This window comes from Streptomyces mangrovi, assembly GCF_900114215.1.
Taxonomy (GTDB): Bacteria; Actinomycetota; Actinomycetes; order Streptomycetales; family Streptomycetaceae; genus Streptomyces; species Streptomyces barkulensis.
Map to the genome: position 1 here is coordinate 1,375 of NZ_FOSG01000019.1, position 26,937 is coordinate 28,311.

A 26,937-nucleotide genomic window follows, 5' to 3' on the forward strand; every position below is an offset into this window, starting at 1 on the left:
GACCGGGAACAGGGGCAGGGGCGTGGTGACCGTCGCGACGACCGTGGTGGGTTCCGTCGGGACGAGCGTTCATCGTTCCGGCGGGATGACCGCCGCGACGACGACCGGGGGAGGCGCCCGTACGGTCAGGGCGGCGGCCGGGGCCGCGACGAGCGGGGCGGTTTCCGCGGGCGCCGGGAGGGCGGAGGCGCCGGCTACCGGCGCGAGGAGCGTCCGCGTGACCGCGGCCAGGACCGGGAGCCCATCAGGAGGTTGCCGATCCCGGAGGATGTCACCGGGCAGGAACTGGACAAGGACGTGCGGCAGGAGCTGATGAGCCTGCCCAAGACACTCGCCGAGGATGTCGCCAGGAACCTGGTGATGGTGGCGAAGCTGCTGGACGAGGACGCAGAGCAGGCGTACGGCTACGCCAAGATCGCGCTGCGGCTGGCCTCCCGTGTCGCCGCGGTGCGCGAGGCCGCGGGCTTCGCCGCCTATGGGGTGGGGAAGTACGCCGAGGCGCTGGCCGAGTTCCGGGCCGCCCGCCGGATGACCGGTTCCTCCCACCTGTGGCCCGTGATGGCCGACTGCGAGCGCGGCCTCGGCCGGCCGGAGAAGGCACTCGCCATGGCCGGTGAGCCGGAGGTGCAGAAGCTCGACAAGGCCGGGCAGGTGGAGATGCGGCTGGTCGCGGCGGGAGCACGGCGCGACATGGGACAGGCCGAGGCAGCCGTGGTCACGCTCCAGAGCCCCGAGCTGGCGTCGAACTCCGTGCAGCCGTGGACGGCCCGGCTGCGTTACGCGTACGCCGACGCGCTGCTGGCCGTGGGCCGTGAGGAGGAGGCTCGTGAGTGGTTCGCCAGGGCACTGGAGGCGGACCAGGGCGGGATGACCGACGCGTCGGACCGGCTGGCCCAGCTGGACGGTGTGGAGTTCCTGGACGCGCTCGACCCGGAGGCGGACTCGGAGGCGGATCTGGAGGGGGCGCCCGGGCGGGAGAAGTCGAGCGGGGAGCTTCCCGCCGAGACCGCCGAGACCGGCCGGGAGGACCGGGATGGCGGGGCCGGAGGGCGGGACCGCGACCGGGGTGCGGAGGACGAGCGCTGAGCGGCCTCTGAGGCGCGTTCTACGGCGGGGGCGGGATCGTCCCGGACAGATCCCGCCCCCGTCGTACGGTCAGGCAGGTCCTTCCTGAAGGCCGCCGAGGGCGCGCAGCACCAGGCCGGTGGCGGGCTTGGGACCGAAGGACGTGGACTTGCGCGGCATGGTCACGCCCTGGCGGGCCAGTCCGCGCACGGTTTCCTCCGCGACCGCGCGCATCAGAACCGCCGAGCCGCCCAGGCGCTCGGCCTGCTCCACGGCCGCCGCCGCGTCGTGGAGATAACCGATCTCGGAGGGCTCGTCCGGGAGGTGCCAGACGGCGGTCAGCAGGGTCGAGTGCAGGACCGTGGCGTCCAGTCGCCGCCACTGCTCGGGAAGGCCGTCGCGGACGGTGCGTGCGAGCAGGGCCGGGTCGGGGTCGTGGAGCAGGTGGAAGGCGCCGTCGCCGGTGAGCAGGAAGGCGTTGCCGGGGGTGGTCTCCAGAGTGCGCAGGGCACGGGGGAGGGGACCGTCGACGGTCCGGACGCGGAAGGAGTCCCCCAGCCGGGACAGGGCCTCGGCCACCGCAAGGCGGGGCAGCACGCGGTGGATGGCCTGCACCCGCAGTGGGTAGCGGGCGGTGTCCACCAGCAGCACCAGGCCGTGGTCCCAGAAACCGTGCCGGCCAGCGTCTCCCCCGACGCGCTCGGACCGCAGGCGCAGATAGGTGGCCCAGCGGTGGTGGCCGTCGGCGATGAGCGCCTGGCGGCGGGAGAGGTCGCGCCCGGCCTCGGCGATCTCCTGTTCGTCGGTGACCGCCCACAGCCGGTGCGAGAAGCCGTCCTCGGTGGTGGTGGAGAGCAGCGGGGATCTGCCGGTGGTGCGCTCGATGACGGCGGTCGCGCCGGTCGCGGTGCCGTCGCCGCGGTACGACAGCAGCAGTGGTTCGAGGTTGGCGGCGGTCTCGCGCATCAGGGCCGCGCGGTCCTCGACGACCTCCGGCATCACGTCCTCGTGGGGCAGCACGACGCCCTCCTCCGGCGGGGTCAGGCGCAGGGCGCCGATCAGGCCGCGCTGGAGTACGTCGCCCCGGCGCTGCTCGTAGACGTACAGGGCCGGCTCCGGGTCCCGTACGAGGACGCCCTGCGCCTCCCAGCGGCGCAGGGTCCGCGCGGCCTGCAGATGCCGGGCGGCCGGGTCGGCGGCCTCCGGGAGGATCAGCCGCACGATGTTGTGGGGGTCGGCGGTCTGCAGATGGTGCAGGCCGTCGGGCCGGACCACGACGTCGTAGGGGGGCGAGGTCACGGCGGCCAGGCTGCCGACCCGGTCGGGGGCGTAGCGCAGGCCGCGGAAGGGGGCGAGGAGGAGGCCGCCCGAGGGGTGTTCGGGGCCCGGGGATCGCAGCATTGATGCATGCTATGCCGGTGTGCCGGGTGGGAGATGATCGGGGGAGGAAGACCGCCGGCGCGAGGAGCGAGACGACGATGACCGGATACCACCGCCCGATACGCACCCGGCCGGAGGGCTGCGGAGCCCCGCCGAGCCGGGTGTACGACACCGCGCTGCTCGACCTGGACGGTGTGGTCTACGCGGGCGGCGAGGCGGTCGTCCACGCGGTCGAGTCGCTCGCGGCGGCCCGGGAGACCGGCATGCGGCTGGCGTACGTGACGAACAACGCGGCGCGCACCCCCGAGACCGTCGCCGGGCACCTGACGCGGTTGGGGGTGCCCGCCGAACCGGGGGAGGTGGTCACCTCGGCGCAGGCGGTGGCGCGGATGATCTCCGAGGAGCTGCCGGCCGGTTCGCGGGTGCTGTGCGTGGGCGCGGAGGGCCTGCGGGTGGCGCTGCGCGAGCGCGGTCTGGAGCCGGTGGAGTCGGCGGACGACGCCCCGGCGGCGGTCGTGCAGGGGTACGGCGGGCCGGAGATGCCCTGGGGGCGGCTGTCGGAGGCGGCGATCGCCGTGGGGCGCGGACTGCCGTGGTTCGCCTCCAACGGGGATCTGACGATCCCCAGCGGCCGGGGCATCGCGCCGGGCAACGGCGCGGCCGTGGAGGTGGTGCGGATCGCGACGCGCTGGATGCGTCCGGCGCCGGAGCCGAGGACGGCGGGCAAACCCCTGCCGCCGATGCACCGCGAGACGATCCTGCGCACGGGCGCGCAGCGGCCACTGGTGGTCGGAGACCGGCTGGACACCGACATCGAGGGCGCGTACGCGGGGGGTGTGGACTCGCTGCTGGTGCTCACCGGGGTGACGGACGCGGCGCAGCTGCTGGCCGCTCCCCCCGAGCACCGGCCGACGTATGTGGCCGCCGACCTGCGGGCGCTGCACCGGGCGCAGCCGGAGGTGGAGGAGCTGCGCGGCGGGGGACGGAGCGGGTTCCTGTGCGGCGGCTGGACCGCTTCGGCGGAGGACGGCTCGCTGCGGCTGGAGGGCCGTGGGGACGATCCGCTGGACGGGCTGCGGGCGCTGTGCGCGGTCGCGTGGACTCAGGCCGGGGAGGGTGTCTGCCGGGCCGGTGCGGACGGGGCGCTGGCGGCTCTCGGTCTGTGACCTCCGTGTCCGTGCCCGCTTCTCCGCGCGGGCACGGAGGAGCGGGGCGCGTTCATGAGCCCGCGGTCGGGTGCGGTCGGCGCAGGGCGACGCTCGCCGAGGCGACGTAGGACTCCTCGACCGTACCGCCGGGGAAGAGGCCGCCCAGTCGCTCGCGCTCCCCGGCCAGGAAGGCGGCGGCGCGCTCCTGGCCGATGACGAGGAAGTCGGAGTGGCTGGCGAGGTTGGCCAGATGGGTCTCCAGCGGTACCTGCCGGGACCAGCGCACCTGCCGGCGGGTGAAGCCGGGCCCGGACGGCAGCGAGCGGGTCCGGGCCGCCTCCACCGTCTCCTGGTCGGCGCCGAAGAAGCGGCGCACCCGGGCGGCCTGGCCGGCGATCCAGCCGACGGACTCGTCGGAGTCGTTGCGCAGGACGGCGAGGGCGCCGCCGGGGCGCAGGACACGCATGGCCTCGGGCACCGACCGCCCCGGGTCGGTCCAGTGCCAGGCGGTGGCGTAGGTGACCAGGTCGAAGCGGCCGGAGGCCAGCGGCAGGCGGTCTCCGTCGCCGCGCACCAGGAGGACGCCGGGGAGGGCGCGGCGGAACTCGGCCGCCATGCCGCCGCCGGGCTCGACGGCCACGGCGCGGGCGCCGCGGGCGGCCAGGAGCGTGGTGAGTATCCCGGTGCCGGCTCCGACGTCGGCGGCGCGGGCGCCGGCGAGGGGACGGCCCCAGAGCTCCTCAACGGCGTCCAGGAGGGCGGGCGGGTAGGAGGGGCGACCCGCGGCGTACAGGGCCGCCGCGGAGTCGAAGGAGCGGGCGTGGGAGGCGGTGGTCATGCGGTCATCATCGCCGCCCGGGACCCCGCCCACCCCCGGTTTCCGCGCCCTCCCGGCCGGGAGGTCTCCGGGCCGCTCAGAGCAGCGACCGCAGCCGCAGCAGGTCCCGCAGACCCGCCTCCAGCCTGACGCGGCCCCGGGCCCAGGCCCGGGCGAAGTTCAGCCGTCCGTCCACCAGCGAGACCAGATCGTCGCCGGTCATGGCCAGTCTGATCTGGGCGCGCTCGGAGGGCGGGCCGTGGACGGTGGTCATGTCCTCGATGCGGCCGTGGACGAGCCTGCCGGTGAAGGTGGTGTCCAGATCGGTGAGATGGCAGCTGACCGAGCGCTCCAGGGCGGCGGCGCTGCGCACGTCGTCGTCCGCGTCCGCGAGGTTCCTCGCCAGCCGCTCCAGCGCGGTCCGGCACTGCTGTGTGGTCGCCATCGCCTCACGACGGTACCGCAGGGGGAGTGCCCGCCGTCGTGGAGGATGCCGCGCGCGGTAGCGTCGTGACCATGGACGAGCCGATGTCCGGCACCGCGCCGGAGACGGAACCAGCAGTACAGGACCCGGTGGGCGCGGGAGCGGCGCCGGGGGAGGAGCACCCGGCCGGGGACGGCGGGCCGCGGCCCCTGGGGGTGCGGATGGCCCCCACCGGGAACGCCGGTGTCGACGCCCGGCTGCGTCGCCTGGCGGACGCCGACCACCTCGCCGTCTCCGGCCATCTGGAGGTGTACGAGGATGTGCACCGCGGACTGCGTGACACGCTGACCGCGCTCGACCAGCGACCCGGGCCGCCCGCACCGGGCGCGCCGCACAACACCGGGAGCTGAACCGCACGTGGCAGCGTCACGAAACCAGCGTGGCCGGCGCAACCGGCTCGACGCGGAGCTGGTGCGCCGCGGCCTGGCCCGCTCGCGCGAGCACGCCGGCCGGCTCATCGCCGCCGGCCGGGTCGCCGTCGGCGGCGCCACCGCGACCAAACCCGCCACCCAGGTGGAGACCGGGGCGGCCGTCGTCGTGGGCGAGGACGCGGCCGACCCCGACTACGTCTCGCGCGGCGGCCACAAGCTGGCCGGCGCTCTGGAGGCGTTCACCCCGCGCGGGCTGACCGTGGCCGGGCGGCGGGCGCTGGACGCCGGGGCGTCCACCGGTGGCTTCACCGACGTGCTGCTGCGCGCCGGCGCCGCGCGGGTGGTGGCCGTGGACGTCGGTTACGGGCAGCTCGCCTGGTCGCTGCAGAGCGACGAGCGGGTGCTGGTGCGCGACCGCACCAACGTCCGCGAGCTGACCCTGGAGCAGATCGGCGGTGAGCCGGTGGACCTCGTCGTCGGCGATCTGTCCTTCATCCCGCTCGGTCTGGTGCTGCCCGCCCTGGCACGCTGCGCGGCGCCCGGGGCCGATCTGGTGCTGATGGTCAAGCCGCAGTTCGAGGTGGGCCGGGAGCGGCTGGGTAGCGGAGGCGTGGTGCGCAGCCCGGCCCTGCGGGCCGAGGCGGTCCGCACCGTCGCGGGCCAGGCCGCGGAACTGGGTTTCGGAGTGCTCGGAGTGACCGCCAGTCCTCTGCCGGGGCCCTCCGGTAACGTCGAGTACTTCCTGTGGCTGCGTGCCGGGGCACCCGAACTGGACCCGGCCGATGTCGACCGAGCCGTGGCGGAGGGCCCCCAGTGACCACGCAGAGCACGAAGCAGAGCACGACCGCGCAGACCGCCGAGGCCGCCGGGAGCGCGGAGGGCGCCGCGCGGACGGTGTTCCTGATCGCCCACACCGGCCGCCCGGCCGCCGTCCGCAGCGCCGAGCTCGTCGTCCAGGGGCTGCTGCGCAACGGTATCGGCGCGCGTGTCCTGGCCCAGGAGGCGGCCGATCTGACGCTTCCGCCGTCCGTGCAGACGGTGGCGGACGGCGAGATCTGCGAGAAGGCCGTGGAGGGCTGCGAGCTGATCGTCGTCCTCGGCGGGGACGGGACACTGCTGCGCGGCGCGGAGTTCGCCCGCGCCTCGGGGGTGCCGATGCTGGGGGTCAACCTCGGCCGGGTCGGCTTCCTCGCCGAGGCCGAGCGCGACGACCTGGACAAGGTCGTGCGGCGGGTGGTCGCGCGCTCCTACGAGGTGGAGGAGCGGATGACTCTCGACGTACTCGTCCTGGGCGACGGGGACGTCGTCCACCGCGACTGGGCGCTGAACGAGGCCTCGGTGGAGAAGGCCGCCCGCGAGCGGATGCTGGAGGTCGTCGCGGAGGTCGACGGCCGGCCGGTCTCCCGCTTCGGCTGCGACGGTGTGGTGTGCGCCACGCCCACCGGTTCGACGGCCTACGCCTTCTCCGCGGGCGGGCCGGTGGTCTGGCCGGAGGTCGAAGCGCTGCTGCTGGTGCCCATCAGCGCCCACGCGCTGTTCGCCAAGCCCCTGGTGACCACACCCGATTCGGTGCTGGCCGTCGAGGTGCAGCCGCAGACACAGGGGGGCGTCCTGTGGTGCGACGGGAGGCGCACCGCGGAGCTGCCCGCCGGGGCCCGGGTGGAGGTGCGGCGCGGCGCGGTGCCGGTGCGGCTGGCGCGGCTGCACCACGCCTCCTTCACCGACCGCCTGGTGGCGAAGTTCGCCCTGCCGGTGGCCGGGTGGCGCGGGGCGCCGCACTGACCGCGCCGCGCCGGCCCGTCGGCCGCACCGGCCGCACCGCCCGTGCGTGCGCGTGGCGGGGAGGAAGGGGCGCGCGGGGCGTGTGGTGCGGACCGTGAGTGGGGATCCCGCCGTGGAACCTCGTATGGTCGTATCCGTGTTGGAGGAGATGCGGATTCGGGCCCTGGGCGTGATCGATGACGCCGTCGTCGAGCTGTCCCCCGGCTTCACCGCGGTGACCGGCGAGACCGGCGCGGGCAAGACCATGGTCGTCACCAGTCTGGGACTGCTGCTCGGCGGACGGGCTGACGCCGCCCTGGTGCGGGTGGGGGCCAAGGCCGCCGTGGTGGAGGGCCGGATCGTGCTGCCGCCCGGCGCACCCGCGGCGCGGCGCGCCGAGGAGGCGGGCGCGGAGCTGGACGAGGGCGCTCTGCTGGTCAGCCGGACGATCTCGGCCGAGGGGCGCTCGCGCGCCCATGTCGGCGGGCGCTCGGCGCCCGTCGGGCTGCTGTCGGAACTGGGCGAGGACCTGGTCGCGGTGCACGGCCAGACGGACCAGCAGGGCCTGCTGAGGCCGGCCCGGCAGCGTGAGGCCCTGGACCGGTACGCGGGCGAGGCGGTCTCCGCGGGCCTGGCCGAGTACGGCCAGGCCTACCGGCGGCTGCGCGCGGTCTCCGCCGAGCTGGCCGAGCTGACCACGCGCGCCCGTGAGCGTGCCCAGGAGGCCGATCTGCTGCGCTTCGGTCTGGAGGAGATCGCCGCCGCCGAGCCCCGGGCGGGGGAGGACGCCGAGCTGGCCGCCGAGGCCGAGCGGCTCGGCCATGCCGAGGCCCTGGCGTCGGCGGCGGCCACCGCCCACGGCGCGCTGGCCGGCGATCCCGCCGACCCGGAGTCGGTGGACGCGGGCGCGCTGGTCGCGGGCGCCCAGCGCGCGCTGGAGGCCGTGCGGTCGCACGATCCGGCGCTGGCGGCGCTGGCCGACCGGCTGGGCGAGGTGGGCATCCTGCTGACGGACGTCGCGGGGGAACTGGCCGGGTACGCCGACGACCTGGACGCCGATCCGGCGCGGCTGGCCGCCGTCGAGGAGCGCCGGGCCGTCCTGTCCCATCTGACCCGCAAGTACGGCGAGGACACCGCCGCCGTCCTGGCCTGGGCCGAGGAGAGCGCCGCCCGGCTGGCCGAACTCGAGGGGGACGACGACCGGATCGGGGAACTGGCCGCCGAGCGCGACGCACTCCGTGCCGAACTGGGCGCTCTCGCGCAGCGGTTGACACAGGCGCGGACGGAGGCCGCCAAGCGGTTCGCCGACGCGGTCACCGCCGAGCTGGCCGAACTCGCCATGCCGCACGCCCGCGTCACCGTGGAGCTGAGGCAGCACGAGACGGCCGACGAGGAGTCGGGGATCGAGGTGGACGGTCGGTCGGTCGCCTTCGGCCCCCACGGCGTGGACGAGGTGGAGCTGCTGCTGGCCCCGCACCCCGGCGCCCCGCCCCGCCCCATCGCCAAGGGCGCCTCGGGCGGCGAGTTGTCGCGGGTGATGCTCGCGGTCGAGGTCGTCTTCGCGGGCACCGCCCCGGTGCCGACCTATCTCTTCGACGAGGTGGACGCCGGTGTGGGCGGCCGGGCGGCAGTGGAGGTCGGGCGGCGGCTGGCGAGGCTGGCGAAGTCGGCGCAGGTCGTGGTCGTCACCCACCTTCCGCAGGTCGCGGCGTTCGCCGACCGGCATCTGGTGGTGGAGAAGACCTCCGACGGCTCGGTGACGCGCAGCGGTGTGAAGACCCTCCGGGGCGAGGACCGGGTGCGCGAGCTGTCCCGGATGCTGGCCGGGCAGGAGGACTCGCAACTCGCCCGTGCCCATGCCGAGGAACTGCTGGAGGCGGCCCGCTCCGGCATCTGAGCCCGGGCTTCGGGCATCCGTTCCGGCCGCCGGTGTTTCACCCGTACGGCGTGGCCTCCCGCCGGGGCCGGGGTGGCATCCTGGAGGTGCCGCACCGCCTGTACGCCGTACGCTGCTGTGCGTGATCCGCGACCCCGGCGGGGCGGATCCGCGAGTCCGAGCCGTCCCAGCCCTTTGAGCCCCCACCCCAGGAGTCCCGGCCTCTTGTGAAGACCACCCCGGTTCCACCGCGCGGCAGGACGCCGCTGCACGTCGTGCAGGTGATCGGCGGCGGCAGCGCCCGCGTCTGCGCACATGTGCGCTCCCTGACCGCCGGACTGGTGGCGCGGGGGGTGCGGGTGACCGTCTGCGCGCCGCCGGGCACCGAGCCGGATTACGGCTTCACCGGCCTCGGCGCCCACTTCGTGCCCCTGACCTGCGGCACCGGCCCCGAGGCGGCCGCGGTGCTGCGGGTGGTGTGCGCGGACGCCGCGGTGGTGCACGCCCACGGGCTGCGCGCCGGTGTGCCGGCCGCCCTGGCGCTGTGCGGGCGGCGCCGGACACCGCTGGTGGTCACCTGGCACGCCCGGGCTCAGACGGTGGGTGTGCGGGCCCGGCTGATGCGGCTGCTGGAGCGGCGGGTGGTGCGGGCCGCGCGGGTGGTGTTCGGCACCACCTCGGACCTGGTGGACCGGGCCCGCCGCCACGGCGCCCGCGACGCCCGGCTGGCTCCGGTGACCGTGTCCGTACCGTGTGGCGGGTACGAGGGGCGCCCGGGCCCGCCGGACGGGACGGACGACGCGGCGCGGGAGAAGACCCGGGCCGAACTGGGCGTCACCGGCCGCCCGCTGGTCCTCTCCGTGGGCCGGCTCACCCCCCGCCAGGGGCACACCACCTTGCTGACCGCCTCCCGGGCCTGGCGCCGGCTGGAACCGCAGCCGCTGCTGGCCATCGCCGGGGAGGGGCCGGCGCGCCCCGCGCTGCAGCGCCGCATCGAGGCCGAGGAGCTGCCGGTACGGCTGCTGGGGCGGCGTGAGGACGCCCTGGAGCTGCTCGCGGCCGCCGATGTCGCCGTGCTGCCCGCGCGCTGGGAGGGCCGGGCGGTGGTGGCGCAGGAGGCGCTGCGGGCCGGGGTGCCGCTGGTGGCGAGCGCGGTGGGCGGTCTGCCCGAGCTGGTCGGCGACGCCGCGCTGCTGGTGCCCTACGGCGACGCGGAAGCGCTGGCGGAGGCGGTCGGCGGGCTGCTCGGCGACCCCGCCCGGCGCCGCGGGCTGGCCGCGGCCGGCCGCGCCCAGGCCGCGACCTGGCCGAGCGAGGACGACACGGTGACCCAGGTGCTGAGCGTGTACGACGAGCTGGCGCAGGGAGGCTGACCGCCCGGGCCTGCTCGGTGCCGGGGCTTCCTCAGCCCTGCCGGGCCTCCGCGCCCGACGACCCGGCCGGACTCCGGGCCCGGCCGGGTCAGCTGGAGTCGCGGACGACCAGGTGCGCGGGGGTGACGACCGGGGCCGGCCGCTCGCCGCCGGAGGCGTCGCCCAGCCCGAGCCGCCGCAGCAGCAGCTCCGCCATCATCCGTCCCATTCCCTGGATGTCCTGGCGCACGGTGGTCAGCGCCGGTTCGGCCCAGGCGGCCTGCTCCAGATCGTCGTAGCCGACCACCGCCACGTCCTGCGGCACCCGCAGTCCGCGGGCGCGCAGCGTCCGCAGTGCGCCCGTGGCCGTCAGGTCGTTGCCCGCGAAGACCGCGTCGGGGCCGGGCGAGCGGTCCAGCAGTTCGGCCATGGCCCGCTCGCCGCCCTCGGCCGTGAAGTCGCCGTGGGCGACCAGGGCGGGATCGGGCTCGGCCACGCCCAGGGCGTCGAGGTAGCCGTCGAGCCGGTCCAGGGCGGAGGTCTGGTCCAGCGGGCCGGTGATCACCGCGATCCGCCGCCGTCCCCGCCGCAGCAGGTGCTCCACCGCCTGCCGGGCGCCGCCCCGGTTGTCGGTGTCCACGTACAGCAGCTCGGGGTCGTCCTCGGCGCCGGGCCAGCCCGGCCGGCCGCCGAAGACCGTGGGCAGGCCGGAGGCGTTCGCCATGGACGGCAGCGGGTCGTCGCGGTGCAGCGAGAACATCAGCGCGCCGTCCACGTGCCCGCCCGCCAGATAGCGGCCGATGCGGTCGTAGTCCGTGCGGCCCTCCAGCAGCATGAGCAGCAGTTGCGTGTCGCACGCCGCCAGCTCGCGGCTGATGCCGCGCAGCTGCTGGGCGAAGAAGGGGTCGGAGAACACCCGGGTCTCGGGCTCGGCGATCACCACGGCGACGGCTCCGGTGCGGCGGGTGACCAGGCTGCGCGCCGCGCTGTTGGGGACGTAGCCCAGCTCGGCCACGGACGCCTGGACCCGGTCCCGCAGGGACTTGCGGACACCGGCGCCCCCGTTGACCACGCGCGAGACGGTGGCGCGGGAGACCCCGGCGTGGGCGGCGACCGCTTCGAGGGTGGGTCTGGGACCGTGCACGGGCGAACAACTCCTTCTCTCGCGGAATCCCGACGCTACCGCCGGACGCGGGAGGCCGGCTCACTCTGCTGGTGAGAGCGCTTTCACGGCCCCGTCGTACGTTGTACAGCACCGTGGCGCGGCACCGCCCGGCGCGTCCGGGAAACGGGACGCCACCGGGCGGTGCCGGGCGGTGCCGGACCGGGCCGCGGAGCCGGGGCCGTCAGCCGCCGTAGGCGCCCGAGGCCGTCAGCCGCAGGGCGGTGTCGATCAGCGGAACGTGGCTGAACGCCTGCGGGAAGTTGCCCACCTGGCGTCCCAGACGGGAGTCCCACTCCTCCGCGAGCAGCCCCAGGTCGTTGCGGAGCGAGAGCAGCTTCTCGAAGAGCCTGCGCGCCTCCTCCACCCGGCCGATCATCGCCAGGTCGTCCGCCAGCCAGAAGGAGCAGGCCAGGAACGCTCCCTCGTCGCCCTCCAGCCCGTCCAGGCCCGCGTGCTCGCCCGAGGTCGGGTAGCGCAGTACGAAGCCGTCCGGCGTGGACAGCTCGCGCTGGATGGCCTCGATGGTGCCGATGACCCGCTTGTCGTCCGGCGGCAGGAAGCCCACCTGCGGGATCAGCAGCAGGGAGGCGTCCAGCTCCTTCGACCCGTAGGACTGGGTGAAGGTGTTGCGCTCGGGGTCGTAGCCCTTCTCGCACACGTCGCGGTGTATCTCGTCGCGCAGCGCGCGCCACCGCTCCAGCGGGCCGTCCGCCTCACCGGACTCGATCAGGCGGATGGTGCGGTCCACCGCCGTCCAGGCCATGACCTTGGAGTGCACGAAGTGGCGGCGCGGGCCGCGCACCTCCCATATCCCCTCGTCCGGCTCGTTCCAGTGGTCCTCCAGGTAGGTGATCAGCTTGATCTGCAGGAGGCTGGCGTAGTCGTTGCGTGCCAGGCCGGTCATGTGCGCCAGGTGCAGGGCCTCGATGACCTCGCCGTAGACGTCGAGCTGGAGCTGGGAGGCGGCGCCGTTGCCGACCCGCACCGGCTGGGAGTTCTCGTAGCCGGGCAGCCAGGAGAGCTCCGTCTCGCCCAGCTCGCGCTCGCCGGCGATGCCGTACATGATCTGCAGGTTCTCCGGATCGCCGGCGACCGCGCGCAGCAGCCACTCGCGCCAGGCGAGCGCCTCGCTGCGGTAGCCGGTGCGCAGCAGCGACGACAGCGTGATCGCCGCGTCGCGCAGCCAGGTGAAGCGGTAGTCCCAGTTGCGCACGCCGCCGATGTGCTCGGGCAGTGAGGTGGTGGGGGCCGCGACGATGCCGCCGGTCGGGGCGTAGGTGAGGGCCTTGAGCGTGATCAGGGAGCGGACCACCGCCTCGCGGTACGGGCCGTGGTACGTGCACTGGCGCACCCAGTCGCGCCAGAAGTCCTCGGTCGCCGCCAGGGACGTCTCCGGATCCGCCGGCGCCGGGGGCTCCTTGTGCGAGGGCTGCCAGCTGATGGTCATCGCCACCCGGTCGCCCGGCGCGACGGTGAAGTCGGCGTAGGTGGTCAGGTCCTTGCCGTAGGTGTCGGCCTCGGAGTCCACCCACACGGAGTCGGGGCCGGCGACGGCGACGGTGCGGCCGTCCACCTTGTGCACCCACGGCACCACCCAGCCGTAGGAGAACCGCATCCGCAGCGCCGAGCGCATCGGCACACGGCCGCTGACGCCCTCCACGACGCGGATGAGCTGCGGCGCGTGGTGCTCACGGGGCGGCATGAAGTCGATGACCCGCACCGTTCCGCGCGGGGTGTCCCACTCGGACTCCAGGATCAGGGAGTCGCCCCGGTAGCGGCGGCGGCTGGCCACCGGCGGCTCCTGGTCGGCGGGGTGGGCGGGGCCCAGGCGCCAGAAGCCGTGCTCCTCGGTGCCCAGGAGCCCGGCGAAGACGGCGTGCGAGTCGAACCGGGGCAGGCACAGCCAGTCCACCGAACCGTCCCGGCATACCAGGGCGGCGGTCTGCATGTCCCCGATGAGTGCGTAATCCTCGATGCGCCCGGCCACGAGCATCTCCAGTCGAACAGTGGCTACGCCCCGTGGGACGTGCGGTTTTCCGTCCTGCCGCACGGGAGGGCCCGCGCGGACAGTCTGAGCAGGATACGACGCGGCCAGATGTTCCGCGCCGAGGTCACCTTAGGGGTGACGGGGCCCTCCGGGTGACAACAATTCGGTGATTGACAACCTCGGTGGACGGCTCCGGTGACGATCGCCGGGACCGCCGCCGGGCCGGCCGGCCCGGCGGCCGCCCCGGTAACTGTGCCATGGTCCGGGCGGCGGCGGGCCGCGCCTCGGCACCCCGGACGAGCCGCTGATACCCTGGTAGCCCGTGGAGCGGAGGGCACAACAACCCCCGAACCGCAGCGACGGCACCCCCGCCGGTCGAGCCGATCCGGCCGGGGCGGCCGCAGCGCACGTCACCTCGCGACCACGGGAGCCCCCTCTTGGCCATGCCGACTCGATCCTCGACATCCATGACGACCAAGCACCTCTTCGTCACCGGGGGTGTCGCCTCCTCGCTCGGCAAGGGCCTGACCGCCTCCAGCCTGGGCGCCCTGCTCAAGGCGCGGGGACTGCGGGTCACCATGCAGAAGCTCGACCCGTACCTCAACGTCGACCCCGGCACGATGAACCCCTTCCAGCACGGCGAGGTGTTCGTCACCAACGACGGCGCCGAGACCGACCTGGACATCGGCCACTACGAGCGGTTCCTCGACGTCGACCTCGACGGTTCCGCCAACGTCACCACCGGCCAGATCTACTCCACGGTCATCGCCAAGGAGCGGCGCGGTGAGTACCTGGGCGACACCGTGCAGGTCATCCCGCACATCACCAACGAGATCAAGCACCGCATCCGCCGGATGGCCACCGACGACGTCGACGTGGTGATCACCGAGGTCGGCGGCACCGTCGGCGATATCGAGTCGCTGCCGTTCCTGGAGGCCGTGCGCCAGGTGCGGCACGAGGTCGGCCGCGACAACGTCTTCGTCGTCCACATCTCGCTGCTGCCCTACATCGGGCCCTCCGGGGAGCTGAAGACCAAGCCCACCCAGCACTCGGTCGCCGCCCTGCGCAACATCGGCATCCAGCCCGACGCCATCGTGCTGCGCGCCGACCGCGACGTGCCCGTCTCCATCAAGCGCAAGATCTCGCTGATGTGCGACGTGGACGAGGAGGCGGTGGTGGCCTGCAAGGACGCCCCGTCGATCTACGACATCCCCAAGGTGCTGCACACCGAGGGCCTGGACGCCTACGTGGTGCGCCGGATGGGCCTGCCCTTCCGCGACGTGGACTGGACCCAGTGGGACGACCTGCTGCGCCGTGTCCACCAGCCCGACCACGAGGTGACCGTCGCACTGGTCGGCAAGTACATCGACCTGCCCGACGCCTATCTGTCGGTCACCGAGGCGCTGCGCGCCGGAGGCTTCGCCAACAACGCCCGCGTGAAGATCAAGTGGGTCACCTCCGACGACTGCCGCGTCCCCGGCGGGGCGAAGAGGCAGCTCGGAGACGTGGACGCGATCTGCATCCCCGGCGGCTTCGGTGAGCGCGGCGTGGAGGGCAAGGTCGCCGCGATCACCTACGCCCGCGAGAACGGCGTTCCGCTGCTGGGCCTGTGCCTGGGGCTGCAGTGCATCGTCGTCGAGGCCGCCCGCAACCTGGCCGGTATCGAGGGCGCCAACTCCACCGAGTTCGACCGGGCCGCGCCCCACCCGGTGGTCTCCACCATGGAGGAGCAGCTCGACATCGTCGCCGGCGAGGGCGACATGGGCGGCACCATGCGGCTGGGGATGTACCCGGCCAAGCTCGCCGAGGGCTCGATCGTGCGCGAGGTCTACGGCGGCGAGCCGTACGTCGAGGAGCGCCACCGCCACCGCTACGAGGTCAACAACGCCTACCGGGCCGAGCTGGAGAAGACCGGCCTGGTGTTCTCCGGCACCTCCCCGGACAACAAGCTGGTGGAGTACGTGGAGTACCCGCGTGAGATCCACCCTTATCTGGTCGCCACCCAGGCCCACCCCGAGCTGCGCTCCCGGCCCACCCGACCGCACCCGCTCTTCGCCGGTCTGGTCGAGGCGGCCGTGAAGCGGCAGCAGGACCCCGGCGCCGCCCAGGCCGCCCCCGCCCCCGCCGCGGCGGGCCGGGAGGCCTGAGCCGTGGCGGACAGGGACGGGCGGGCCGGCGGGCCCGCGGACGGACAGGTGCTGCGGGACGTCCCGCAGCAGTGGCGGATCACCGCCTCCGAGACGCCCTTCGAGGGCGCCAAGACCAGCGTGCGCACCGACCGTGTGGTGATGCCGGACGGCTCCGTCGCCGCCCGCGACTACCAGGTCCACCCCGGCTCGGTGGCCGTCCTCGCCCTCGACGAGCAGGACCGGGTGCTGGTGATCAGCCAGTACCGGCACCCGGTGCGGCACAAGCTGTGGGAGATCCCCGCCGGCCTGCTCGACGTCCCCGGCGAGAACCCGCTGAGCGCCGCCAGGCGCGAGCTGCACGAGGAGGCGCACGTCGAGGCCGGGGACTGGCGGGTGCTGATCGACATCTACACCTCGCCCGGCGGCAGCGACGAGGCGGTGCGCATCTTCCTGGCCCGCGGTCTGTCCGACGCCGAGGGCGAGCGCTTCGAGGTCAGCGACGAGGAGGCCGACATGGAGGTGGCCCGCGTGCCCCTGGCGCAGCTGGTGCGTGGCGCGCTGGCGGGGGACCTGCACAACAACTGCCTGGTAACCGCCGTCATGGCGCTGACCGCCGCACGGACCGAGGGCGGCCTGGACGCCCTGCGTCCGGCCGAGGCGCCCTGGCCCGCCAGGCCCTTCGAGGCATGAGGCGCCGGCCGTGACGGCCGGAGTGTGAACGCGCCCCGGGCGCGGAGCGGCCGCTCCGCGCCCGGGGCGCGCGGCGCCGGTGCGGACCGTCCGCGGTGAACTACCCTTCCAGCCGTGACGGATCAGGCGGTGCACACCGGCGGACCGGCCCCGTCCGCCGGAGCCGTGGACGGAGGCGGGGCAGCGGGCGGTCTCCTCGGACGGCGGCGCGAACTGGACCGGTTGCGCGCCGACCTCGCAGGCTCCGGCCTCGACACCCTCTCCGGCCGCGCCTCCCCCCGCTGCCGCGTCCTGCTCGTCGTGGGCCGGCCCGGTTCGGGCCGCACCGCGCTGGCGGAGGAGTTCGCGCGGCGGGCGGCCGCCGACTACCCCGACGGGATCCTGCGCGCCCGGCTCAGCGACCCGGACGGCACCCCGGTCCCCACCGAACGCACCGCCCGTGATCTGCTCCGCGCTCTCGCCGCCGCCCGCGGCGCGGCCGGGGGGTCCGCGGCCGCGCCCCCCGCCGGGGCGGGGGACGCGGAGCTCGCCGAGGCGCTGCGCGACGCCCTGGCGGACCGCCGCGCCCTGCTCCTACTGGACGACGTGGCCGCTCCCGAACAGCTTCACGGCCTGCTGCCCGACAGCCAAGGCTGCCTCGTGCTGGCCGTCTCCCGCGGACCGCTGACCGGCATTCCGGATGTGCGGCCCTGCCCGCTGGAGGGTCTGGACACGGCCGCGGCCGTCGCGCTGCTGGAGCGGCGGGCCGGAGACACCCCACGCGTCACCGTCGACCCGCGTGCGGCGGAGTCCCTGGCCGAGGCCTGCGGCGGGCGCCCCGCGGCGCTCGTCCTGGTCGGAGGCTGGCTGGCGGCCCACCCCATGGCGTCCGTGGCCGAGGCGGTCCGGCGGTTCGCCGCTCTCCCCGACGACCTCCCCGGCGGTGCGGCGGACGACGCCCACGCGCCCGAGGACGCGTCGGGGCGTGTGCCCGGCGGCCGTCCCGGCCGTCTTCCCGGCGGACTGCCCGGCGCCGCGCGAGCCGCCGTCCCCGGCCCCCGCGCCCGTCCGGCTCCGGTGGCCCGGCCACTGGTCCGTGCCTTCCACCTGGTCCACGGCTCGCTGCCGCCCTTTGCCGCGCGCTTCCTGCGCCTGCTGGCGCTCGCCCCGGCCGGACTCGCCGACGCCCACACCGCCGCCGCCCTCGCCGGGTGCCGGGCGGACGAGGCCGCGGCCACGCTGGAGGCCTTCACCGGGCTCGGCCTGCTGCGCACCACCGCCATCCCGGGGCTGTACGCCGTCCCGGGCTGCCTCGCCCCCGTCCTGGCGGCCGTGCTGGAGGAGCGGGAGTCCCCGGAGGACGTGAGACTGGCCCGGGCCAGGGTGCTGGAGCGGTCGGTGCGGCTGCTGCGGTCCTGCCGGGCCGCGGCCGAGCCGCCCGGTTCACCGGCACGCCGGGCGGCGGCCGAGCTGCCGCGCGCCCTGCGTTTCGAAAGCCGCGCCGCCGCTGCCGACTGGCTCGGCCCCCGGCTCCCGGGCCTGCGCGCTGCCGCCCGCACCGCCGTGGCGGACGGGGAACTGGACACCCTGGCCCGGCGGCTGGCCGCCGCCCTCGCCGGGGCGCTGACCGCGCACCTGGGACCCTCTCCGGCCGCCCCCGAGCTGTACCGGCTCCACGAACTGCTGCTGCCCGTCACCGAGCGGCGCGGGCTGCACGGCGAGCGCGCCGCGATCCTGCTCGACCTCGGAGACCTCGACGCCCTCTGCGGCCGCCCGCACCGGGCGCTGGCGCGCTACCGCGCCGCGCTGGAGGCGGCCCGGGCCGACGGCGGGCGCGGTGGCGACCGGAGCGCCGCGGCGGCCGCGCGGGCACTGGAGTCCCTGGGCGACACCTATGCGCACCTGGGCGACGACCGGCGCGCCGGCGACTGGTACGGCCGGGCGCTGGCGCTGTGCCAGACCCGCGGCGAGCCGGCCGGCGAGGCCCGCCTGCACGGGCGGATCGGGGCCGCGTTTTTGAGGGAGGGGCGCTGGGAGGAGGCCCTGCGGGCCTGGCGGGCCTGTGCCGCGGCCTGTCGGCGGCTGCGGGACGGCGAGGCGTACGCGCGGGCGCTGGAGGAGGTGGCCAGGGTCCAGGAGTACGCGGGCCGCGCCGAGGAGGCGCGGCGCACCCGCCGTCGGGCCCTGCGGTGGGGGCGCCCGGGAGCGGGGCGCGGGGACGGGGACCGGAGCGGGGAGACGGCCGGGAAGAGGGGCGGAGGAGAGGGCGCCCGTTCGCGTCCCGCGGTGGCGCGATGGATGCTGGAAGAAGCCCCACGCACCGCCGAGAGCGGCAGTCGGCCTGCGAAATAGACAGCGATCCTCGCAAAAATTGACCCTTTGCAAGGCTGGACAGGGAGAAACCCTTCATTAAACTGGCCGAGCTGCGGCCGCTCGACCGCATCCGACATTTACCCCATGTACCGGTGCGGTGGGGTGGGCCCCGGTCCATTCCGCAACCATGACACCCCCATGAGACAAGGACCGTGATCGACGTGAAGGTCGGCATCCCCCGCGAAGTCAAGAACAACGAGTTCCGCGTGGCCATCACCCCGGCCGGTGTGCACGAGCTCGTACGCAACGGGCACCGGGTCCACGTGGAGCGGAGCGCCGGTGAGGGCTCCTCCATCCCCGACCGGGAGTACGCCGAGGCCGGCGCCGTCATCCTGGACAGCGCCGACGAGGTGTGGGCCACCGCCGAACTGCTGCTGAAGGTCAAGGAGCCGGTCGCCGAGGAGTACCACCGGCTGCGCAAGGACCAGACGCTGTTCACCTACCTCCACCTGGCCGCGTCCCGCGAGTGCACCGACGCGCTGCTGCGCTCGGGCACCACCGCCATCGCCTACGAGACGGTGGAGAGTGCCGACCACGCGCTGCCGCTGCTGGCGCCGATGTCGGAGGTCGCGGGCCGGATCGCCCCGCAGGTGGGCGCGTACCACCTGATGCGCTCGGCCGGCGGCCGCGGAGTGCTGCCCGGCGGTGTGCCGGGCGTCGCGCCGAGCCGGGCCGTGGTCATAGGCGGCGGCGTCTCGGGCTGGAACGCCACCCAGATCGCCGTCGGGATGGGCTTCCACGTCACCCTGCTCGACAAGGACGTGCGCAAGCTGCGCGAGGCCGACCGGATCTTCGGCACCCGGGTGCGGACGATCACCTCCAACGCGTACGAGCTGGAGAAGGCCGTCCTCGACGCCGACCTGGTCGTCGGCGCCGTGCTGATCCCGGGGGCCAAGGCGCCGAAGCTGGTCACCAACGAGCTGGTGTCGCGGATGAAGCCGGGCAGCGTCCTGGTGGACATCGCGATCGACCAGGGCGGCTGTTTCGAGGACTCGCGACCCACCACCCACGCGGAGCCGACCTTCACCGTCCACGACTCGGTCTTCTACTGCGTCGCCAACATGCCCGGCGCGGTGCCGAGCACCTCGACGTACGCGCTGACCAACGCCACGCTGCCGTACATCGTCGAGCTGGCCAACCACGGCTGGCGCGACGCCCTGCGCCGCGACCCGGTGCTCGCCAGGGGGCTCAACGTCCACGACGGAGAGGTCACCTACGGCCCGGTCGCCGAGGCGCACGGGCTGCCGGTGCGCGAGCCGGCCGCGCTGCTCGGCTGACGGCCCGCCGGCGGGCCGCGGACGGCCGACGGTGGCCGTTCGGTGTTCGGCCGGTGAGTTGCCGACGGAGTAGACAAGTCGTCATATGAAGCGCCGGTGACGGTCAACGGTGTGCGTCAACATCACCCGTCAACACCGTTACCGCCGTTCCGCCGGCCGGAACCCGGGCCCTCCGGGTTCCGGCCGGCGGTTTCCCTCGTGCGGCCGGGGGTTGACCCCGAGGCGGGGCCGGCGCCGGGCCGACGCGGCGTCAACTCGCCGCGATCGTCGCACTTCGCACCTTTCGCGCCCCCGGAAGACCCCGTCCGCGCGGCTGTTACACCCTTGACAGACGGGTACATGGTTGCCGACACATCCGGCCGTCTGCGGCGGATTGTGTTGCTGTGGACGGCCGACACGCCATAGAGTCGCCAATCATCGGCATGGTGCCACGCTGACCTGTCTAGAAGTTTCCTGGTCACCAAGGAGGTAGGACGACTTGTGAATGAGTCGACATTTACTCCCCCAGGTGCTCGACCGGGAATGCCTTCGCGGGGCGAAGCCCCCTCGGGACTCAAAGCCGTCGGCTCCGTCGCTGTCCAGACTTTCGCAGCCCACCAGAACCAGGCGAGCATGACAGCCCATCAGAGCATGGACGGCCACCGAGCGAACGCCATGGCCGCCGACCGCAGGGGCGGCGAGACCGGCCGGCCGGCCGACCACGCGGACCCCCACTACGAGGAACTCCCCGAGGGGCACTTCTACGACCCCGACGCGGAGTACGAACCCGACCCCGAGTACGCGGCCACCCTCGCGCCCGACGCCGCCCGCCAGCGCCGTGAGCGCATCGGGCCCACGGGCCGGCCGCTGCCGTACTTCCCGATCCCCGGCCCGGTCGCCGAGCACGGCCCGGCGAAGATCATCGCGATGTGCAACCAGAAGGGCGGGGTGGGCAAGACCACCTCGACCATCAACCTGGGCGCCGCGCTCGCCGAGTACGGCCGCCGGGTGCTGCTGGTGGACTTCGACCCCCAGGGCGCGCTCTCCGTCGGCCTCGGCGTCAACCCGATGGAGCTGGACCTGACCGTCTACAACCTGCTCATGGAGCGGGGCATGTCGGCGGACGAGGTGCTGCTGAAGACGGCCGTGGCGGGTATGGACCTGCTGCCCAGCAACATCGACCTGTCCGCGGCCGAGGTGCAGCTCGTCAGCGAGGTCGCCCGTGAGTCGACACTCCAGCGCGCCCTGACGCCGCTGCTGCCCGACTACGACTTCATCGTCATCGACTGCCAGCCGTCCCTCGGCCTGCTCACCGTCAACGCGCTGACCGCCGCACACAAGGTGATCGTGCCGCTGGAGTGCGAGTTCTTCGCGCTGCGCGGGGTGGCGCTGCTGACCGAGACGATCGAGAAGGTCCAGGAGCGGCTCAACCCGGAACTGGAGCTCGACGGCATCCTGGCGACGATGTACGACTCGCGCACCGTGCACAGCAGGGAGGTGCTCGCGCGCGTGGTCGAGGCGTTCGACGACAACGTGTACCACACCGTCATCGGGCGCACGGTCCGCTTCCCGGAGACCACGGTCGCCGGCGAGCCGATCACCACCTACGCCTCCAACTCCGTCGGCGCGGCCGCCTACCGCCAGCTCGCCAGGGAGGTGCTCGCCCGGTGCCACGCCGAGTGAGTCTCCCGGCAGCCGACGAACTGTTCCGTTCCACCGGAGGGTCCCCGGTCCAGCCGTCGACCCCCCAGCAGCACACCGGCGGCGACGCCTCCGCCGCCACCCGGCTCCCCGCCCCGGCGGGCGAGCAGGGCGCCGCGGGAGAGCGCGTTCCCGCGGACGACGGCGACGGCCCGGAGCGTGCGGCGGGCGCCGCCGGAGCCCGGGAGGCCGGCGGACACGGCGGCCGCGAACCACGGCAGACCCCGGTGCCCGGCCAGAACGCCGGGCGCGGCGACCGCGACACGGCGGAGGCCCGCCGGGGCGTGGGCCAGCCCCCCGCCCAGCCCGCCGCGGGCGCGGCCCGGGGCCAGGGCAGAGGCCGTACGGCCGTGGGCGCGGCGGCGCCCCGGCGCGGCAGGCCCGCGGCACGGCGCCCCAGCGGACGGGAGCGCCACGACGAGAAGATCACGGTCTACGTCTCCGCCGAGGAGCTGATGGACCTCGAGCACGCCCGGCTGGTGCTCCGCGGCGAGCACGGCCTGGCCGTGGACCGCGGCCGGATCGTCCGCGAGGCGGTCGCCGTGGTCCTCGCGGACCTGGAGGCGCGCGGCGACGCGAGCATCCTGGTGCGCCGCCTGCGTGGTCGCTGACCCGCGGGGCGGTAGCCTGCCCCGCGATGCCGACCGCCGACGACCCCCCGCCGAACCCCCGGCGCTCCCGCCGCCCGCTGGGCCGGGGACCGGGGGCGGCGCCGGCCGCTCCGAGGCCGCCGGGACTCCCGGCGGCCTCCGGACCCGAGTCCTCCGGGGAACCGGAACCGGCCGGTCCGGCCACCGCCGGACCCGGACCCGGACCCGGGCCCGGGTCCGGGCCGCCGCGCGGCTCCGAGCACGTACCCGAACCCGGGCCCGGGTCCGGGCCGCCGCGCGGCTCCGAGCACGTACCCGAACCCGGGCCCGTACGGGAACCGGCTCCGGTACGCGGGCCCGAGCCGGAACGGGTACCGCAGCCGCCGTCCGGGAAGGACCCGTGGCCGGGGAAGGGCGAAGAGCCCGGGGAGGGTGAGGAGGACGGGGGCGCCGGGCCCGGCGACGGCCGCTTCAAGGTGGTCCTGGACAACTTCGAAGGCCCCTTCGACCTCCTCCTCCAGCTCATCTCCCGGCACAAGCTGGACGTCACCGAGGTCGCCCTGTCGAAGGTCACCGACGAGTTCATGGCGCACATCCGCGCCATGGGCCCCGACTGGGACCTCGACCAGACCACCGAGTTCCTGGTCGTCGCCGCCACCCTGCTCGACCTGAAGGCCGCGCGGCTGCTGCCCGCCGCCGAGGTCGAGGACGAGGCGGACCTCGCCCTGCTGGAGGCACGCGACCTGCTCTTCGCCCGGCTGCTGCAGTACCGCGCGTACAAGCGGGTCGCCGAGATCTTCGACGGCCGCCTGGCCGCCGAGGCCCGCCGCCACCCCCGTACGGTGGGACTGGAGCCGCACCACGCCGAGCTGCTGCCCGAGGTGGTCATCAGCATCGGTCCCGAGGGCTTCGCCCGGCTCGCGGTCAAGGCGATGCAGCCCAGACCGGAACCGCAGGTCTACGTCGACCACATCCACGCCCCGCTGGTCAGCGTGCGCGAGCAGGCGGAGATCCTGGTCGCCAGGCTGCGGGAGCTGGGCGAGGCGAGCTTCGCGTCGCTCACCGAGGACGCGGCCGACACCCTCACCGTCGTCGCCCGATTCCTGGCGCTGCTGGAGCTCTACCGCGAGCGCGCGGTCGTCCTCGAGCAGGAGGAGGCACTCGGCGGCCTCACCGTGCGCTGGAGCGGCGGGGAGGGGACGCGACCGCGGGTCACCGACGAGTTCGACGCCGGCGACGGCGCGGGCAGGGGCACAGGCGACGATGGGAAGGACGGCCTCGGATGAGCGCGGAAACAGGCGCGGACACGGACACGGACACGGGCGCGGCCGGGACGGGCGTGGGCGCGGGAGCGGGCGAGGAGCCACGGCCGCCGGCCGGCGCCTCTGCCATCGCCGAGCTCGACCTCAAGCCCGCCCTGGAGGCGGTGCTGATGGTCGTCGACGAGCCGGCCACCGAGGAGCACCTGGCCAAGGTGCTCCAGCGCCCCCGACGCTCGATCGCCGTGGCGCTGCGCGAGCTGTCCGACGAGTACGCCCGGCAGGGCCGCGGCTTCGACCTGCGGCTGGTCGCCGGCGGCTGGCGGTACTACACCCGCCCCGAGTACGCCGACGCCGTCGAGAGCTTCGTCCTGGACGGCCGGCAGGCCCGGCTGACCCAGGCCGCGCTGGAGACCCTGGCCGTGGTCGCGTACCGTCAACCGGTCAGCCGCTCGCGGGTCTCGGCCGTGCGCGGCGTGAACTGCGACGGGGTCATGCGCACCCTCCTCCAGCGCGGGCTGATCGAGGAGGCGGGCACGGAACCCGAAACAGGTGCGATCCTGTACAGGACGACGAACTACTTCCTGGAGCGGATGGGCCTGCGCGGTCTGGACGAGCTTCCGGAGCTGGCGCCCTTCCTCCCCGAGGCGGACACGGTCGAGGCCGAGAGCCAGGAGGGCGTGCCGTCGTTCGACGTGGACGACAGCGGCGATTCCCAGACTTAGAGACAGTTAGACGGAAACCTTGATGCGAAGCAGCGGCAGGAACAGCAACCGGAACCACCGGGGCGCGGGCAACAGCCGCGACGACAGGCAGAAGCGCGCGGGCCGCCCCCGCCCGGAGGAGCGCCGTTACGACGCCGGCTCCGGCGGAAGGCCCGACAAGCCGGGCAGGCCGGGCGGGCCGGGCAAGTCCGCCAAGCCCGGCGGTGCCAAGGGCCAGGACCGGCGGCAGGGCCAGGGCCAGGAGGGCAGGCAGGGGCAGGGACCCGGGGGCGCCTCCCGGGGCGGTCCGAAGGCGGGCGCCGGGACGGGAGGTCCCAAGGGCCCCAAGGCCGGCCCCAGGCAGGGCGGCAAGAGCGGTGCCCGCGGGCGTTCGGTCCCGGCGCGTCCCCGCGAGTACGAAGCCCAGATCGAGGAGCGCAACCGCGCACGGCACGCCAAGCCGGCGCTCAAGCTCCCCAAGACCTTCGGCGAGGCGGAGGGCGAGAGGCTGCAGAAGGTCCTGGCCCGCGCCGGCATGGGCTCGCGCCGGGCCTGCGAGGAGCTGATCGACCAGCGCCGGGTCGAGGTCAACGGCGAGATCGTGGTCGAGCAGGGTCTGCGGGTGGATCCGGAGAAGGACGAGATCAAGGTCGACGGCCTGACGATCGCCACGCAGTCCTACCTGTTCTTCGCGCTCAACAAGCCCGCCGGCGTCGTCTCCTCCATGGAGGACCCGGAGGGCCGCCAGTGCCTGGGCGACTACGTCACCAACCGGGAGACCCGGCTGTTCCACGTCGGCCGCCTCGACACCGAGACCGAGGGCCTGATCCTGCTCACCAACCACGGCGAGCTGGCCCACCGCCTCACCCACCCCCGCTACGGAGTGGCGAAGAGCTACCTCGCCGCGATCCAGGGGCCCATCCCGCGCGACCTTGGCAAGCGGCTCAAGGACGGCGTCAAGCTGGAGGACGGCTACGCACGCGCCGACCACTTCAAGGTCGTGGAGAACACCGGCAAGAACTACCTCGTCGAGGTCACCCTCCACGAGGGCCGCAAGCACATCGTCCGCCGCATGCTCGCCGAGGCCGGCTTCCCCGTCGACAAGCTGGTGCGCACCCGCTTCGGCCCCATCGCGCTGGGCGACCAGAAGTCCGGCTGGCTGCGCCGGCTGACCAACACGGAGGTCGGCATGCTGATGCGGGAGGTCGACCTCTAGAGCGCCGCCCGACGCCGGCCCCGGCCGGGGAAAACCCCTGGCCGGGGCCGGCGCGCGGACGCCAGGATGGGCGCATGACCACCCCGACCGCCGCCGGTCTGCCCGACCTGCGCCCCGTACTCGCCCAGCAGCGTCACCCCCTGGTCTTCGCGACCGTCTCCGGAGCGCACCTGTACGGCTTCCCCTCCCGCGACTCCGACATCGACCTGCGCGGGGTCCACCTGCTGCCGGTGGAGGAGCTGATCGGGCTGCGGGAGGGCGAGGAGACCGTGAGCCGGATGTGGGACCGGGACGGCACCGAACTGGACCTGGTCACCCACGACCTGCGCAAGTTCGCCCGGCTGATGCTCCGCCGTAACGGCTATGTCCTGGAGCAGCTGCTGTCCCCGCTGGTGGTGCACACCACCGAGGCGCACGCCGAGCTGGCCGCCCTCGCGCCCGCCGTGCTCACCCGGCACCACGCCCACCACTACCGGGGTTTCGCCGGTACCCAGTGGCGGCTGTACGGCAGGACCGGTGAGCTCAAGCCGCTGCTCTACACCTTCCGCGCGTTGCTCACCGGCATCCATCTGATGCGCACCGGCGAGGTCTGCGCCCGTCTGCCCACCCTCGCCCAGGAGGTGGAGGAGGCCCCGGGTCACCTCACCGGACTGATCGAGGCCAAGGCCGAGGCCGAGCACGGGCCGGCCCCGCTGGATGGCGGGGACGCCGAGCGCCTGAGCGCGGACGTCGAGGCGCTGCACGCCGTACTGGCCGAGGCCCGGGACGCCTCCCGGCTCCCGGACGAGCCCTCGGGCCGGGACGCCCTCCACGACCTGGTCGTCCGGGTCCGCACGGGGACCGGGTGGCCGGCTCAGAGGTAGGCGCGGCGGACGCGGACCAGGAAGTCCTCCACCCGGGCGCGGTCCGGCCCGGCGGGCAGCGGGGTGCCGACGGCGGCCCCGTCCACCTCCTCGCGGAGGCGGGCCAGCCAGGACTCCACCTCGGGCCAGGGCACCTCGCCGTGCCGGACGGCCAGCAGCCGGTCGCGGTGCGGACCGGCGTCCAGGACGAGTTCCCCGGTGCGCAGCAGGTCGCGGCAGGACAGCAGCAGCCGCGCCAGGTGCATGGCCTGTTTCCAGCGGATCTCGCCGTGGCTGCGCAGCCGTGCCCGCAGCCTGCGGTGCTGCCCCTCGGCGTATCCGGCGAAGGTGCGGTGCGCCTCCCGGGAGAGGAACGCGCCGCGCAGGGCCAGAAGCTCCCGGCCGGTTCCGTCCAGGCGCTCGACGAGGGGGGAGTGCAGGCACTCCAGGATGTTCGGGTTCGAGGCCAGTCCCAGCGCGCAGAAGCGCTCCAGCTCCCAGGAGAACTCCTCCGGGCGGGGGCCCTCCACATGGGTCGGTGGCTTGTCCAGGCGCCAGAAGAGCGGGGTCGGCGCGGCGTACACGCCGCGCCGGTCGGTGTCGCTGCCCTCGGTCGCCAGACCGAAGGCGCGCGAGCCCATCACACACGAGTAGACGGTGTGGTCGCGCACCAGATCGTGCGGTGCGGGGCCGCGCGGTGCCTGAGCGTGCGGGACGGGTATGCCGGGCGCGGAGGACATGGCCGCGATTGTGGCACGCGGCCGTCTCGCAGGGCGGGCGCGGAGGCGGGAG

Annotated in this window: 23 protein-coding genes; 17 read left to right on the forward strand and 6 right to left on the reverse strand. The window is 74.7% G+C overall.

All coding sequences use genetic code 11. The annotated features are described in order from the left end of the window. Positions 1 to 252 precede the first annotated feature (252 nt). Positions 253 to 1,086: a tetratricopeptide repeat protein gene (locus tag BM237_RS22410; RefSeq protein WP_217655912.1), complete on the forward strand. Its 834-nt coding sequence runs from the start codon at positions 253 to 255 to the stop codon at positions 1,084 to 1,086. Positions 1,087 to 1,155: 69 nt separating this feature from the next. Here the strand turns inward: BM237_RS22410 and BM237_RS22415 are convergent, their stop codons facing one another. Further along, positions 1,156 to 2,466, reverse strand: a complete 1,311-nt coding sequence (locus BM237_RS22415; protein WP_093851528.1) for a DUF1015 family protein — start codon at positions 2,464 to 2,466, stop codon at positions 1,156 to 1,158. Between the two features lie 77 nt (positions 2,467 to 2,543). On the opposite strand from BM237_RS22415, the gene BM237_RS22420 reads away from it, so the two are divergent. Then, entirely contained in the window at positions 2,544 to 3,611 is a 1,068-nt protein-coding gene (locus BM237_RS22420) for an HAD hydrolase-like protein (RefSeq protein WP_093851529.1), read from the forward strand. 52 nt (positions 3,612 to 3,663) lie between these two features. Here BM237_RS22420 and BM237_RS22425 read toward each other — a convergent pair whose 3' ends face one another. Together BM237_RS22425 and BM237_RS22430 are read right to left on the reverse strand one after the other, a co-directional pair. After that, positions 3,664 to 4,431, reverse strand: a complete 768-nt coding sequence (locus BM237_RS22425) for a class I SAM-dependent methyltransferase (protein WP_093851619.1) — start codon at positions 4,429 to 4,431, stop codon at positions 3,664 to 3,666. A 76-nt stretch (positions 4,432 to 4,507) separates the two neighbouring features. Further along, positions 4,508 to 4,855: a sterol-binding protein gene (locus BM237_RS22430; protein ID WP_093851530.1), complete on the reverse strand. Its 348-nt coding sequence runs from the start codon at positions 4,853 to 4,855 to the stop codon at positions 4,508 to 4,510. Positions 4,856 to 4,926: 71 nt separating this feature from the next. Between BM237_RS22430 and BM237_RS22435 the strand changes: the two genes are divergently transcribed. The 5 genes from BM237_RS22435 (at position 4,927) to BM237_RS22455 (ending at position 10,275) form a co-directional block, all read left to right on the forward strand. After that, a complete protein-coding gene (locus tag BM237_RS22435) occupies positions 4,927 to 5,244 on the forward strand; it encodes a hypothetical protein (protein WP_093851620.1) in 318 nt (105 codons plus the stop codon). Between the two features lie 7 nt (positions 5,245 to 5,251). Then, the gene (locus BM237_RS22440; RefSeq protein WP_093851531.1) at positions 5,252 to 6,082 is read left to right on the forward strand and encodes a TlyA family RNA methyltransferase; all 831 of its coding nucleotides are present in this window, start codon (positions 5,252 to 5,254) and stop codon (positions 6,080 to 6,082) included. Between the two features lie 77 nt (positions 6,083 to 6,159). Then, a complete protein-coding gene (locus BM237_RS22445; protein WP_093851621.1) occupies positions 6,160 to 7,047 on the forward strand; it encodes an NAD kinase in 888 nt (295 codons plus the stop codon). A 124-nt stretch (positions 7,048 to 7,171) separates the two neighbouring features. Further along, on the forward strand, positions 7,172 to 8,923 hold the full coding sequence (recN, locus tag BM237_RS22450) for a DNA repair protein RecN (protein WP_093851532.1): 1,752 nt from the start codon (positions 7,172 to 7,174) through the stop codon (positions 8,921 to 8,923). 206 nt (positions 8,924 to 9,129) lie between these two features. Beyond that, the gene (locus BM237_RS22455) at positions 9,130 to 10,275 is read left to right on the forward strand and encodes a glycosyltransferase family 4 protein (RefSeq protein WP_093851533.1); all 1,146 of its coding nucleotides are present in this window, start codon (positions 9,130 to 9,132) and stop codon (positions 10,273 to 10,275) included. 88 nt (positions 10,276 to 10,363) lie between these two features. Here BM237_RS22455 and BM237_RS22460 read toward each other — a convergent pair whose 3' ends face one another. Together BM237_RS22460 and BM237_RS22465 are read right to left on the reverse strand one after the other, a co-directional pair. After that, positions 10,364 to 11,398: a LacI family DNA-binding transcriptional regulator gene (locus BM237_RS22460; protein WP_093851534.1), complete on the reverse strand. Its 1,035-nt coding sequence runs from the start codon at positions 11,396 to 11,398 to the stop codon at positions 10,364 to 10,366. A 202-nt stretch (positions 11,399 to 11,600) separates the two neighbouring features. Further along, a complete protein-coding gene (locus tag BM237_RS22465; RefSeq protein ID WP_093851535.1) occupies positions 11,601 to 13,412 on the reverse strand; it encodes a glycoside hydrolase family 15 protein in 1,812 nt (603 codons plus the stop codon). A gap of 437 nt (positions 13,413 to 13,849) precedes the next feature. Between BM237_RS22465 and BM237_RS22470 the strand changes: the two genes are divergently transcribed. The 10 genes from BM237_RS22470 (at position 13,850) to BM237_RS22515 (ending at position 26,166) form a co-directional block, all read left to right on the forward strand. Next, on the forward strand, positions 13,850 to 15,553 hold the full coding sequence (locus tag BM237_RS22470) for a CTP synthase (protein ID WP_093851536.1): 1,704 nt from the start codon (positions 13,850 to 13,852) through the stop codon (positions 15,551 to 15,553). A 48-nt stretch (positions 15,554 to 15,601) separates the two neighbouring features. After that, positions 15,602 to 16,225 (forward strand): NUDIX domain-containing protein, encoded by a 624-nt coding sequence (locus BM237_RS22475; protein ID WP_093851622.1) that lies wholly within the window; start codon positions 15,602 to 15,604, stop codon positions 16,223 to 16,225. A 114-nt stretch (positions 16,226 to 16,339) separates the two neighbouring features. Continuing rightward, positions 16,340 to 18,556 carry an AAA family ATPase gene (locus tag BM237_RS22480; RefSeq protein ID WP_093851537.1) on the forward strand — a complete coding sequence of 739 codons (2,217 nt, stop codon included), beginning with the start codon at positions 16,340 to 16,342 and terminating at the stop codon, positions 18,554 to 18,556. A gap of 182 nt (positions 18,557 to 18,738) precedes the next feature. Further along, positions 18,739 to 19,854: an alanine dehydrogenase gene (ald, locus tag BM237_RS22485; RefSeq protein ID WP_093851623.1), complete on the forward strand. Its 1,116-nt coding sequence runs from the start codon at positions 18,739 to 18,741 to the stop codon at positions 19,852 to 19,854. A gap of 522 nt (positions 19,855 to 20,376) precedes the next feature. Next, positions 20,377 to 21,516 carry a ParA family protein gene (locus BM237_RS22490; protein WP_093851538.1) on the forward strand — a complete coding sequence of 380 codons (1,140 nt, stop codon included), beginning with the start codon at positions 20,377 to 20,379 and terminating at the stop codon, positions 21,514 to 21,516. Beyond that, positions 21,513 to 22,145, forward strand: coding sequence for a hypothetical protein (locus tag BM237_RS22495; RefSeq protein WP_093851539.1), 633 nt, complete (start codon positions 21,513 to 21,515; stop codon positions 22,143 to 22,145). Before BM237_RS22490 ends, BM237_RS22495 begins: the two co-directional genes overlap by 4 nt. 26 nt (positions 22,146 to 22,171) lie before the next feature. After that, a complete protein-coding gene (locus BM237_RS22500) occupies positions 22,172 to 23,410 on the forward strand; it encodes a segregation and condensation protein A (protein WP_093851540.1) in 1,239 nt (412 codons plus the stop codon). Next, positions 23,407 to 24,108 carry an SMC-Scp complex subunit ScpB gene (gene scpB / locus BM237_RS22505; protein WP_245793930.1) on the forward strand — a complete coding sequence of 234 codons (702 nt, stop codon included), beginning with the start codon at positions 23,407 to 23,409 and terminating at the stop codon, positions 24,106 to 24,108. The genes BM237_RS22500 and scpB overlap by 4 nt, the downstream gene beginning before the upstream one ends. A 22-nt stretch (positions 24,109 to 24,130) precedes the next feature. Then, on the forward strand, positions 24,131 to 25,303 hold the full coding sequence (locus tag BM237_RS22510; protein WP_093851541.1) for a pseudouridine synthase: 1,173 nt from the start codon (positions 24,131 to 24,133) through the stop codon (positions 25,301 to 25,303). A 74-nt stretch (positions 25,304 to 25,377) separates the two neighbouring features. After that, the gene (locus tag BM237_RS22515; RefSeq protein WP_093851542.1) at positions 25,378 to 26,166 is read left to right on the forward strand and encodes a nucleotidyltransferase domain-containing protein; all 789 of its coding nucleotides are present in this window, start codon (positions 25,378 to 25,380) and stop codon (positions 26,164 to 26,166) included. Here the strand turns inward: BM237_RS22515 and BM237_RS22520 are convergent. Next, complete coding sequence (locus BM237_RS22520; protein ID WP_093851543.1) at positions 26,157 to 26,885, reverse strand: nucleotidyltransferase domain-containing protein; 729 nt, start codon at positions 26,883 to 26,885, stop codon at positions 26,157 to 26,159. The genes BM237_RS22515 and BM237_RS22520 overlap by 10 nt on opposite strands. Between the last annotated feature and the right edge of the window lie 52 nt (positions 26,886 to 26,937).